Annotated in this window: 6 protein-coding genes; all 6 read left to right on the forward strand. The window is 56.4% G+C overall.

What is annotated here, in order from left to right; genetic code table 11:
• Nucleotides 1-131 precede the first annotated feature (131 nt).
• On the forward strand, nt 132-1826 hold the full coding sequence (locus tag PAT3040_RS26535) for a sugar phosphorylase (RefSeq protein WP_219930324.1): 1695 nt from the start codon (nt 132-134) through the stop codon (nt 1824-1826).
• A 70-nt stretch (nt 1827-1896) separates the two neighbouring features.
• Nucleotides 1897-3132, forward strand: a complete 1236-nt coding sequence (locus PAT3040_RS26540) for a glycerate kinase (protein ID WP_108995050.1) — start codon at nt 1897-1899, stop codon at nt 3130-3132.
• Between the two features lie 910 nt (nt 3133-4042).
• Nucleotides 4043-4972, forward strand: coding sequence for an ABC transporter permease (locus PAT3040_RS26545; RefSeq protein WP_108995051.1), 930 nt, complete (start codon nt 4043-4045; stop codon nt 4970-4972).
• Nucleotides 4973-4985: 13 nt separating this feature from the next.
• On the forward strand, nt 4986-5870 hold the full coding sequence (locus PAT3040_RS26550; RefSeq protein ID WP_087570469.1) for a carbohydrate ABC transporter permease: 885 nt from the start codon (nt 4986-4988) through the stop codon (nt 5868-5870).
• Between the two features lie 121 nt (nt 5871-5991).
• Nucleotides 5992-7527 carry an ABC transporter substrate-binding protein gene (locus tag PAT3040_RS26555; protein WP_108995052.1) on the forward strand — a complete coding sequence of 512 codons (1536 nt, stop codon included), beginning with the start codon at nt 5992-5994 and terminating at the stop codon, nt 7525-7527.
• Between the two features lie 117 nt (nt 7528-7644).
• A partial coding sequence (locus PAT3040_RS26560) for a carbohydrate-binding protein (RefSeq protein ID WP_146200566.1) occupies nt 7645-13154 on the forward strand: 5510 nt, incomplete at its 3' end.

A 13154-nucleotide genomic window follows, 5' to 3' on the forward strand; every position in this document is an offset into this window, starting at 1 on the left:
CCAGCTTGCGGCAGTCCGGCTACACGGGCATGATTTCGGCGGAATGTACGGTGAAGGATACGGCCGAATTTGCTCCGGGTTTTGCTTACATGACACGACATTTCAGTTGAGTGAACGAGAGGATGGCGGATATGCCAGTTATAACGCAAGATGCGCGTGCGAGCATGCTGGACAAGCTCCGGTTGCTGTATGGAGCGCAAGGCGAGGGAACATTGACGGATATTGAGGGAATTCTGGGGACGTTCGGCCAATCGTTGCCGCGGCAGTGGGTTTCCGAAAACGACGTTATGCTGATAACGTACGGAGACTCCGTCCGCGAAGAGGGTGCCGTCCCCCTGGCCGCTCTGCATAGGTTTCTGCGGCAATATGCGAAGGATACGATTACAGCCGTTCACTTGCTCCCCTTCTATCCGTATACGTCCGACGACGGCTTCTCCGTTGTCGACTATACGCAGGTGAATCCGGAGCTGGGGGATTGGGAGGACATCGCCCGACTGGCCGAACAGTTCGACCTGATGTTCGACGGCGTCATCAATCATATTTCGAAGAGCAGCGAATGGTTCCAGCGTTATTTGCGCGGGGATGACAAGTACAGGCATTACTTCACGGAAGGCGATCCCGAAGCCGATTACAGCATGGTGACCCGCCCGAGAAATTTGCCGCTGCTTACGCGATTCGAGACCTCCGAGGGCTACAAATATGTGTGGACAACGTTCAGCGAGGATCAGATCGACCTTAATTTTGCGAATCCCGACGTATTGCTCGATATTTTGCGAGTGCTGCTCTTCTATACGCGCAAGGGCGCGCGGTTCATTCGGCTGGATGCGATCGGGTTTGCCTGGAAGAAGCCGGGCACGACATGCATGCATCTGGAGGAATTGCATACGCTCGTCAAGCTGATGCGGCAGGTTGTGGACATCGCCAGCCCGAGTACGATACTCATTACGGAGACGAATGTGCCGCATAAGGACAACATCGGTTATTTCGGCAACGGCTTCGACGAAGCGCATATGGTGTACCAGTTCCCGCTGCCGCCGCTGACCTTGTATTCCTTCCTGCGTTGTGATGCGGGCAAGCTGATGCAATGGCTGGAACAGCTGGAGCCGACGTCGGCCGGAACCGCGTTTTTTAATTTCCTCGCTTCGCATGACGGAGTCGGCATGAGGCCGGTTGAAGACCGGCTGACGGCGGAGGAGAAGCAGTGGATGGTGGAGCGGGTGCTGGAGCATGGCGGGCGCGTATCCTACCGGGCTAATGGGGACGGCACGACAAGTCCTTACGAATTGAATATTAGTTATGTCGACGCCTTGTCCCACCCCGATGATGACGACGAAGTCCGCGCCGCTAAAATGATAGCGGCTCATGTCATTCTGCTGTCGCTGGCCGGCGTGCCGGGCATCTATATCCACAGCCTGTTCGGCTCCAGGAACGACTACGACGAGCTGGATCGGAGCGGTATCAACCGGCGCATTAACCGCGGCAAGCTGAACGATTCCGCCGTGGGCGAGGAGCTGGGGAACGATACGCTCAGAAGCCGGGTATACGGGCGACTGTCGGAGTTGATCAGGCTGCGCCGCGCGCAGCGGGCCTTCCATCCCGGAGCGTCCCAGCAGGCGGTGCGTCTGGACGATCGTGTATTTGCCGTCGTCAGGGACAATGCCGAGGCAGGCGAGACCATCCTTGTTTTGGTCAATGTTTCCAACGAAGAGGTGCATGCGGGCGTCGACTTTGAAGGCGAAGATTTGATCACGGGCTTGCAGACCGGCATGGAAGTCGAGCTGCTTCCTTATCAATGTATGTGGATCAAGCGGAAGGGGCGGGATTGAACGCGGCGGAGCTTTGTCTGGAGGCGCAGGCTATGGCGGTGCAGGTCAAATAAAGCGAGGTGCGGATGGAATGAAAGTGTTGGTTGCGCCGGATTCGTACAAAGGAAGCCTTAGCGCCGCGGAGGTTGCGGCTTGCATGGAGCAGGGAATTCTCGACGCACTGCCTGAGGCGGCTGTCATTAAGCTGCCCGTCGCCGATGGCGGGGAAGGTACTGTGGACGTTATTGTGAATGCGGCAGGCGGGCGATATTATGCCTTGGAAGTGGCAGGACCGCTTGGCGAGCCCGTAATGGCGAGATTCGGCGTTGTGGAGGGCCCGCGGCAGACGTTCGGCGGCGCGGATATGGTCGACGGCGCTGATACGGTTGACGGCTCGAAGGATACGGTGCGTACGGCCGTGATCGAAATGTCGTCCGCGTCGGGATTGACGCTGGTGCCGAAAGAGCGGCTTAATCCGCTGGCGGCGACGACATACGGCACGGGCCAGTTGATCAAGGCCGCGCTGGATCAAGGCTGTCGCCGGATTCTGATCGGCATCGGCGGGAGCGCGACCAACGACGGCGGAGCGGGGATGGCGCAGGCGCTGGGCGTTCGCTTCCTCGATGCCGGTGGGAAGGAGCTTCCGTTCGGCGGCGGCTCATTGGGAGCGCTGAATCGCATCGATATAACCAGGCTCGACCCGCGCATCACCGAATGTGAAATCATCGTGGGGAGCGACGTAGGCAATCCGCTCTGCGGTCCGAGCGGCGCATCCGCGGTGTTCGGACCCCAGAAAGGGGCGAAGCCGGAGATGGTGCGCATTCTGGATGCGAGCCTGTACAATTACGGCACGATCATTCGCGAACAGCTCGGCGTCGATGTTCTGGAGGTTCCGGGCGCTGGCGCCGCCGGGGGGTTGGGCGCAGGACTACTTGCCTTCCTGTCTGCACGGATGCGGAGGGGCATCGATATCGTCCTGGAGGCAATCCAGTTCGAGAAACATACACGAGAAGCCGATCTTGTAATCACGGGCGAAGGCCGCACCGATGCGCAGACGGCGTATGGCAAAGCGCCGGCCGGCGTCGCCGCGCTGGCGAAACGATACAACAAGCCGGTTGTATGCATCTCCGGAGGCGTTGGGCCGGACGCAGACGCGCTGCTGAAGTCCGGCATCGACGTCATCGTGGGCGCAGTGCAGTTGCCAATGACTCTGGAAGAAGCGATGGGTAGCGCGGCTGAATCGATCCGGTACACGGTCGCTCATACGATGCGTACCTTGCTTATTCCGGGGAAATATTTTACCGGAACGCAGGATGACTCCCGGTAATTAAATGTGACTTGGACAAGCCGATAAGCAGAGCTTACCTCGCTCTGCTTATCGGCTTCATTGCGTACTGAAATTCACTTCTCCGTCACCGCTTTCGTGAATGAGCTTCACGGTGAAGAAAAACGCATCTGGTTTGGAGCGAAGCTTCAAGCTATTTTGAATGTGAAGCCCTTGAGGATGACGAGAAATCCGCCATCTATGCTCGACGTAAAGTCGAAATAGAAAGCGTGTTCGGTCATATCAAGGGCATCCGCCTCGCTGCATACCTGCAAAAGCAGGTACATAAAAAGGTTGGACGGAAAACCTTGCGTTTTCTCGCCCAACCTATTTATTTTGGGGACTTATTGGACAGCCTCATTTTTATTGTTGATTTGTTGTTGTTGTTGAATGGATGTTTCGCGTGAGAATGCGATACGGATGTCGATGGAGCGCCTATGAATGTGGAGCGGTTAACGGGGCTAACGGACACCAGAAGCTCTATTGTTCGCATTTTCGTTAGAGTCACGTTTTAACGGACAAGGGGGACGCTACTACGCATAAATGGTGCGAAATCAGGCAGGATTGGCGCAAATAGAGGCCGTAATGTCCGTTACGATTCTGAAAAGCATAAATGCCGAGCATTAGCGTCACTGATGTCCGTTAGAATGGCGATGGAGAGCAGCTTAACGCATGCATATAACTTAGACAACCCGTCACCCGTCATCACCCCTTCAGGGGTGGTTTTTTTCTTTAGACGCAAAAATGCCGTTTCGGAAGGCGTCCCGGAGCATAGTCCGAATCCATAGTCGTCCCAAACGACAGTCCAAAGTGCCCGATTTACAGTAAACAACGCCCATGACGGCTGACATAATGGGAATATGCAACCGGCAGGCGGCATGAGTCGAGCAAGCAGAAAAGGAGTCGGACGGCAATGCGAATACTATCATGGGCCCGAGCGGAGTGGAAGCACGGACGGAGAAACAGGGAGCTGTTCATGCTGGCGCTGCCCGCCGTGACGTTTAAGCTGATCTTTAATTATTTGCCCCTAGTAGGCCTGATTATCGCCTTCAAGAAATACAACTTCGCCAAAGGCTTGTGGGGCAGCGACTGGGTAGGCTGGGATAACTTCCGTTTCTTCTTCCAGTCGGATACGGCCTTGCGGATTACGAGAAACACCATTCTTTACAACGGCGCTTTTATCGTGTTGGGCACCGTCATCGCGATCGCTTTTGCCATTATGATGAACGAGATCGGGCGACGATGGCTGAAGATCCACCAGACGGTCATGTTTCTGCCTTACTTCTTATCCTGGGTCGTGGTCAGCTACGTGACGATGGGATTTTTGGATCACAAGAGCGGATTCCTCAACCAGCTGTTGACGTTCTTTGGGCAAGATCCCGTGCGATGGTACGAAACCTCGGCATATTGGCCGGTCATCATCATTCTCGTCTACTTATGGAAGTCGGTGGGGTTCTCCACGCTGATCTACTACGCGGGCATATTGGGGATCGACTCCAGTTATTACGAAGCGGCTCGGATCGACGGAGCGGGCAAGATGCAGATGATCCGCCATATTACGATTCCGCTGCTGACGCCGCTGGTCGTCATTCTGTTCATCGTGGCGGTCGGCAATATTTTCAGGGCGGACTTCGGACTGTTCTACTTTATTCCCAACGATGTCGGATTTCTGTACGGCGCGACGGACGTCATCGATACGTACGTATACCGCTCGCTGCGGGTGGTGGGGGATATCGGCATGTCGACCGCGGTAGGGCTGTACCAGTCCGTCGTCGGCTTCGCGCTGGTTCTGACCACCAACTACATTATAAAAAAAATCAACTCGGACAACGCCTTATGGTAAGGAGGAGCGACTAATGACAACCCGGAAACCGAAGGCGGCGCCCATCGTGATCAATCTCTTTTTCGCGGTCTTATCCGCCGCCATTCTCGCGCCGCTCCTGCTGGTGGTCGCCATCTCCCTGTCGAGCGAGGAGTCGCTGCTCCATAATGGATACCGGTTCATCCCGGCGCAGTGGGACACATTCGCTTACGAGATCGTGCTCCGCAACCCGCTGCAGCTGCTGCAGGCGTACCAGGTGACGATCGGAGTAACGATCATCGGAACGGCATGCGCTTTGCTGATGACGTCGATGGCCGCCTACGCCGTATCGCGCAGAGATTACCGCTATCGCCGTCCCACCCTGTTGTTCATCGTGTTCACGATGCTGTTCAACGGCGGTCTGGTGCCATTTTATATCCTGGTGACGCAATATCTGAATCTAAAGGATACGCTCGCCGCTCTGATCGTGCCCTATCTGGTCAGCCCGTTCTACCTGCTCATCATGAAAGGGTTCCTGGAGAAGCTGCCGGTAGAAATCTTTGATTCCGCCAAGATCGACGGGGCGAGCGAATGGCGCATATTTCTCCGCATCGTATTGCCGCTCTCTACGCCGGCGCTTGCGACGGTAGGCCTGTTCATCTCTTTCGCCTACTGGAACGACTGGTGGCTGGGGCTGCTGTTTATCGACGAACAGAAGCTCGTGCCGCTGCAATTGCTGCTCTACCGCATCATGGACACGATCGAATTTATATCGGCCAACATGGATCTGGTCAATGTGAACCTGACCATGGCGAAATTCCCGAGCTTGTCCACCCGCATGGCGATGGCCGTGCTTGCCGCGGGACCGATGATGTTCGTATTCCCCATGTTCCAACGTTACTTCGTGGCGGGACTTACGGTCGGCTCGGTCAAAAGCTAACGTTAGCTCTGCGACGATCGTACGGCGCACTTGCCGCTACCTATCGATGTCATTCTTGAAGGACCTTGTCCTTCGAGTTGATATAATACAATTAAGGGGTTTCATCAAAGGAGGAGCAATCATGTATCCGAAGAAAAACATCATGCTGTTAGTCGTACTCTGTCTTGCGCTAGTGCTGTCCGCATGCAGCGGAGGCAACGGCAACGGCAAAAACGGCGGCAGCGATCCCGCGCCGGGCAACACGGGAACGGCTCAAAACGGGGAAGAGAAAAAACCTGCCGAAGAACTGTCCAAGGTAGAGCTGGTCTGGTATTATCCGCAGCCTGCGATACCATCTGATCTAAAGAGCGTGGAGAGCAAGGTCAACGAGCTCATCGAGCCGAAAATCAACGCAACCGTCAAGCTGATGCCGTTGGCCTTTGGCGATTATACGCAGAAGATGAATACGGTCATCGCCTCCGGCGAAAAAGCCGATATCGTCTGGACATCCAACTGGAACTTCAACTATGTCCAGAATCAAAGCAAAGGCGCGTTTATTCCGCTGGACGAATTAATCGACCGCTATGCCCCGGACGTGAAGGCGAGCATGCCCGACTTCGTATGGGAAGCCACCCGGATCGACGGCCAAATCTACGGCGTGCCGAATTACCAGACGGTTACGAACCGCGAGGGCTTCGTCCTGCAGAAGGAATTCTATGATCTATACAAGCCTGAAGCGGAGATGAAACAATTGGCGGACCTTGCGCCGCTGCTGGAGCAGGTCAAGCAGAAGCATCCCGACTTGATCCCGTTCGCGGTAGGCCGCCAAGGGATGTTCAGCTACATGAACCGCACGTACGGCCTCGAGAGCGTGCTTGCCAATATCGCGGTCATCCATCTGGACAATCCGGACAAGATCGTCAATATGTACGAGACAGAAGAGTACCGTCAGTATCTGGATACGATGAGAGATTTCTACGAGAAGGGGTACATCAACGAAGACGCGGCGACGCTCAAGTCGATCGGCGACTATCAGAAGGCAGGCCAAGCCGTAGGCGGCTTCCATAACGTGCTGAAACCCGGCGGCGAAGCGGAAGCCAAGGCGGCGCAAGGCGGCAAGGATATGCAATACGCATTTACGACGGACGCCTACGTGGGCACGAACACCATCATTACGACGCTGCAGGCCATTCCCGTGCATTCCGGCAACCCCGAGCGGGCGATGATGCTTATCAATTTGGTAAATACGGACCCGGAGCTGTTTAATCTGCTTGCGTTCGGCATCGAGGGAACCCATTACAACAAGAAGTCCGACGGCAGCGTGGAGCTTGTTCCCGACAGCACGTACACCGCCTCGGATTGGGTATTCGGAAACGTCTTCAACGGCTATACGCTGGCGGGCAAGGATCCTAACGTCGCCAAAGAGACGAAGGAGCTTAACGAGTCCGCTACGCCGTCGCCCATTATCGGCTTTAAATTCGTAACGGAGAGCGTCAGCGCGGAGATCGCGAACGTAACGACTGTTATCGACGAATACGGACCCGGTCTTAATACCGGCACGGTCGCTGCCGACCGCATTTTGGAAGAATTCCAAGGCAAGCTCAAGCAGGCCGGCATCGACAGAGTCATTGAAGAAGCGCAGCGTCAATTGGATGAGTGGAAAGCGTCCGTGCAATAAAAGGCAGCGTTGAAGGGACGGGGACGGCGGCATGGAACGCCGCCTCGCCGGCCCTTTTATTAGGGAAATTGAAGAAAGCGTTATCATAGCAGTAGCCATGAAAAAGGAGGAGAAATAATGAAATCCAAAGCAGCGTTGTTGCTCGCTATTCTGCTCGCCCTGCAGGTTGTATTGGAGACGGTATACCGCAAGGATGCGACGGTGTCGGCCGAAGAAAGTTCTCCCGGAGCGGAGCTGTACGTCAGTCTGGCAGGGGACGACGAGAACGACGGCACGCTCACGAATCCGCTTGCGACGCTTGAGGAAGCGAGAGACCGCATCCGTCAACTGAAGGCTGGCGCTGGACTTCCCGAAGGGGGCGTTGCCGTCTATGTAAGGGAAGGGGAATATCGGCTGACGTCCACCTTCGAATTGCTGGAGGAGGATTCCGGCACGGCATCGAAGCCGATCGTCTATGCCGCGTACCCCGGAGAAGAGGTGCGCATCAGCGGAGGCATCCAACTGGACGGAACCGCGTTCTCGCCGGTAAGCGATCCGGCGACGCTGGCCCGCATTCCGGAGGAGGGCAGAGCGCATGTGCTGCAGATCGATCTGGGTGCGGAAGGAATAACCGATCTGGGTGAATATCGCAGACACGGCTATCTGCACGACGTTGTGTCCGCGCCTATGGAGCTGTTCGTAAACGAGCAGGCCATGCATCTGGCCCGTTGGCCCAACGAAGGTTACCTGCCGCTCGGACAGGTGCTGGATACCGGCTCGATTCCGCGGCAGAACGACAACGGCAATCGGGGAGGCAAGTTCAAATACGATTACGACCGCGCCGACCACTGGAGCGGGGCGACGCAGCTTATGCTGCACGGATACTTCGGCTACGGCTTCGCGGAAGACAATATCCGGGTGGAGGAGATCGACACGGCGGCCCGCACGATCAAGCTTGCAGACGCTCATTTGTACGGCTTGTCGACCGCCAGCGCCGCTTGGAAAACCTATTACGCCTATAACCTGCTAGAGGAGATCGACGAGCCGGGCGAATATTTCCTGGACTACGACAGCAGCACGTTGTATTTGTACCCCAACGTTTCGTTAAGCGGGGCACGCATACAGGCATCCATGCTGGAGGAGCCGCTTGCCGCCATCGAGGATGCTTCGTTTATTACGATACAAGGCTTTATTTTCGAAAACAGCCGGGATATGGGAATCTACATGGAGGGCGGCGACGGCAATACGATTGCCGGCAATACGTTCCGTAATCTCGGAACCGTGGCGATCTCCGTCGGTCAAGGCGTGCCGGGACCGGGTTATACCGTTCACGAATTTAGTGGCGTGCCGGAGTCCCGCGTGGTTGGCAATATTCAGGGACATATCTATCTGAATCAGGATTGGGACCGGCTTGGCGGCGTCAACCACGTCATTGCCGGCAACGAGGTGACAGGAACAGGAGCGGGCGGCATCTACGTTGGCGCGGGTAATCGGGTAACGCTGACGTCAGGCAACGTGCAGGTACGGAACAACAAGATCAGCGATTTCAACCGTCGCGACGAAGGTTACAGACCGGGCATCTGGCTGACAGGCGTGGGCAATGTCGCGGCGAATAACGAGATTTACAACTCGCCGCATATGGCGATTTATTTGAACGGCAACGATCATGTGATTGAGAAAAACGAGATTCATCACGTGCTGCGCGAAGCGGACGATATGGGTTCCATCTATATGGGACGCAACGCTAGCGAGCAGGGCAACGTCATTCGCTATAACTTTTTCCATCACCTGGGCAGCGACCATGCCTCCCAAGCCGTCTTCCTGGATGACGGGGCAAGCGGGCAGTTGATTCACGGCAACGTTTTCTACAAGGCGGGCAGCAATGCCAATATGCATATTCACGGCGGCCATCATAACGTATTCCGCAATAATATTTCGATCGATATTCCGCATGCCATACAGGCCACGCTTTGGACGTCTGCGCGGTGGAAGGAATTCCTTAACGAACCGATTCAACGCAATCGGCTGCTAGGCAGCGTTAACATTAAGCAAGAGCCCTACGCCAGCAAATATCCCGTGCTCTCGGGTTATTATGACGGCAACGGCGTACCCGTGGAGCTGCCGCTGAACAGCAACGTCATGGAGGACAATGTCGTCGTGGACGGCGCTTTATACCGCAATGGCCCCATGACGGCAGAAGGAAACTGGATCACGAACGCGGATCCCGGCTTTGTCGACGCGGACGCGATGAACTTCGAGCTGCTGCCAGGTTCGGAGGTCTATACGCAAATTCCCGGATTCGAGCCGATTCCGTTTGCGTCGATCGGTCTGTACGACGATGAATACCGGAATTGGAACGCGTCATTGGGGACGTTCTATGCCAGCGCGCCGGTTGATGACGCACAAGACGTGGATCCGTTAAACGTACAGTTCCGTTGGGAGCCTTCCGAGGGCGCGGTACAGTACCGTCTTCTCGTCGCAAAGGACGATCAGTTCGCCAACATCGTGTCGGACACGGTCACGGAGAAGTCACGGCATGCCTTGGAAGGCGTGCTTACTTACGACGAAACCTACTATTGGAAGGTAATCGCTTATAGCACCTCGCGTTCGCGTCCGGCAGAGCTGGCCAATAGCAATGGCGTCATGACATTCGACAGCCGGGTGACGGACCGGGTGCCGGATGCGCCAAATCTGACGTTTACCCGCCTGGATCAAGTGCATCTCGCTTGGAACCGGGTTGACATGGCCACAGAATACCATGTGTATCGGGGCTCCCATCCCGATGCGGCATTCGAGCGGATCGCCGTGCTGGCGAATGAGCTGAGCTATGTCGACACCGACGCTAGCGCCTTGCACGACTATTATTATTACGTTGAAGCCGTCAATCGTCTGGGATCCGGCGGGCCTTCCCCGCTGGCGGTCGTCTATGGCGGAACGGCCGTGTTGTTCGAGGATCTCTTCGAAGACGAGCTGCAGCCCGGCTGGGTACAGGAAAGCTCGTCCAGTCCCGGTACCTGGCAGTTGACGAATGACGAAGAAGGCAAGCTGCTGCATTTCAACGGCACGTTCGGCAATCAGAAGCGCGAGCTGGGCCGCACGCATTATTCGATCGAATCCAGGCTGAGAGTGAACAACTGGGTGGGAAGCAACGCTTCGGCGCAGATGGTGTTTCTGATCGGCAATGATTCCAATTCCGTCGGGGCCGGAACGCGGTATCAGCTGATGTACCGCAATACCGGCAAGCTTCAGCTCGAGAAGCGGGCGGCTGGCGGCTTGGTGCAAGAGACGGACTTCACCCTCGTACCAGGAGAATGGTATACGTTCCGACTTTCGGTCAGCCCGGGCTGCGTAAGGGGGTACGTCAATGACGAGCTGCTCATCGAATACGAGGATGCAAGCCCGCTGGCAGCAGGATCCGCAGGGCTGCAAATTTGGAACGCGGACGTGGATGTCGACGACTACCGGATTAGCATTCCGAAGTGGGATAGCCTGGCTTCGCCGTGGGAGCTTCGGAATTACGGCACCCAGCCTAATTATGCCTCCTATGAACGCGGCGAATATACGCTTCGCGCAGTAGGCGCGGACGTATGGGGCACGAGCGACGAATTCGGTTATATCTCCCAATGGGTCCAGAACGCGAACGAAGAGAAGATCGCGATGGAGGCGACTTTGGAGTCGCTGACGAATACGGACAGCAATACGATGGCGGGCATCATGTTCCGTTCGCGCGACACACAGGACTCAGCCAACTTCTATCTGCGGATGAAGCCGAACGGCGAGGTGTTCACGACCGTGCGCATGTCGAACGGGGGACTCACTACCTACAAAAATATATCGCCAGTACCGATGCCGACCAAGCTTAAGGTCACCAGGGAAAACAAGGTGTTTACAAGCTACTACATGAGCAACGGCGAGTGGGTGCAAATGCAGCAGCTGATTCTGGATATGCCCGAAGAGATGCTGGCGGGGCTCGCGGTGTCTTCCCGAACGCCTTCGGAATATGCGGAAGCGGTCTTCTCGGACGTGTCGCTTTCGCGCTCCGAGCTGGAGCTCAAGGCGCCGCTGGTCGGCGACGTCACTCCGCGGGACGGCGCGGTGTCGCTGTCTTGGACGGGACATGAAGGCGTAACGGGCTATGTAATCCGATACGGCACGTTGCCGGGAAATCCCGACGTGGAGACGGAGCTGCCGGCGGGACAGACCTACCATACCTTGACGGGGCTGACCAACGACACGACCTATTATATTACGATTGCGGCCAAATACGGCTCCGCGGAACGCGAGACGGAAGTCTTTACGGTTGTACCCGACGGCAACGCGGTTGTTCGTTCGGCTTATACGAGTATTGCGGCGACTGGCTTTGACGAGATGTCGGGCGTTACGGTCATCGCGGCCAACGACTCCATCGGAAGTCTGGACAACAACGATTGGGTGCGGTACAACAACGTGGAATTCAATCGGGGAGCAACCGCCTTCATAGCGGACGTGGCCGTAGCGGAGGCGCAGGCAGGCAAAGATATCGAAGTACGGCTCCATGCGGCGGACGGTCCGCTGCTCGGCAAACTGACGGTCGCTTCCACGGGCGCCTTTACCAACTTCGTAGTGCAGCAGACGGCAATAACAGGGGACGTGCAGGGCATCCATAACGTCTACCTGGTGTTTAAAGGCGGCTTCGGGGTAGCCAATCTAAAGAAATTCCAATTCGCGCCGGAAGAGGAGGAGACGGGCGAAGGCGAAACAGGCGGCAATGGCGGCGAAGGCACAGGAGGCAATGGCGGTACCGGGAATGGCGGCAACGGAGGCGAGGAACCGGATGGAGAGCGCACCTATGAAAGCCTTTTGCACGATGGAAGGTCCGTCATTCGAATTTATGCGGAGCCGCTGGTTCGCAAGCTGCGCAATGGCCAATCCGGGCCCGTGGAATTACGATTCGCCGACGGAGTATCGATCAACCGGCACCGGATTGAAGTTCCGGCAGCCATACGTGAGGAACTGCTGGAATTCGGCAGAGAGCTCGAGTTCAAAGGGAAGGGATTCCGCATTCTGTTAACGGCGGAGCAGCTAGGCCAAGCGCTTGCGGACGGCGATCTCGTCATCGAATGGGAGAACGCGCCGGCCTTGTTCGGACGAAACGGATTTATCGGGGTTGCCGATGCAGCTAAGTTGACTGTCCGAACCGCAAAGACCGGCCAGGCCGTCGGGTTGTCGGCCAAGGTTTTTCTCGATCTTGACGATGATCTTCAAGCAAGCGACAAACGGATCGCCTTGTTCGCTTACGACGAAATAGCGAAGGAATGGCGTTACGCCGAAGGCGGACTGGAGCTTGGCGGCGAAACGTCGTATACCGCTCATACGGGTGTAGAGGCGGCCGTATTCCTCTATGAACGCGAATACGCGGATGTTCCGAAAAAGCACTGGGCTTATGAGCATATCGCGGAGTTGGGGTTGCGCGATTACATGCGGGGTACGGCGAATGAACGCTTCGAGCCGGAACGGACGATTACGAGGGCGGAATTCGCGGCGCTGCTGGCTCGAATGCTGAGCCTTCCGAAGTCCAACGAAATCGGCGCTTTCTCGGATGTTGAGGCGAATGCCTGGTATGCGCGCGAGATCGCAGCGCTTCATGCGGCGGGAATTATGAACGGCTA

Origin of the sequence: Paenibacillus agaridevorans (genome assembly GCF_003112455.1) — a bacterium.
GTDB classification, from domain to species: Bacteria; Bacillota; Bacilli; order Paenibacillales; family Paenibacillaceae; genus Pristimantibacillus; species Pristimantibacillus agaridevorans.

What these genes read in the sequence shown, in the direction of transcription:
- PAT3040_RS26535 (WP_219930324.1), top strand. Translation starts at nt 132, where the DNA reads ATGCCAGTTATAACGCAAGATGCGCGTGCGAGCATGCTGGACAAGCTC.
- PAT3040_RS26540 (WP_108995050.1), top strand. Translation starts at nt 1,897, where the DNA reads ATGAAAGTGTTGGTTGCGCCGGATTCGTACAAAGGAAGCCTTAGCGCC.
- PAT3040_RS26545 (WP_108995051.1), top strand. Translation starts at nt 4,043, where the DNA reads ATGCGAATACTATCATGGGCCCGAGCGGAGTGGAAGCACGGACGGAGA.
- PAT3040_RS26550 (WP_087570469.1), top strand. Translation starts at nt 4,986, where the DNA reads ATGACAACCCGGAAACCGAAGGCGGCGCCCATCGTGATCAATCTCTTT.
- PAT3040_RS26555 (WP_108995052.1), top strand. Translation starts at nt 5,992, where the DNA reads ATGTATCCGAAGAAAAACATCATGCTGTTAGTCGTACTCTGTCTTGCG.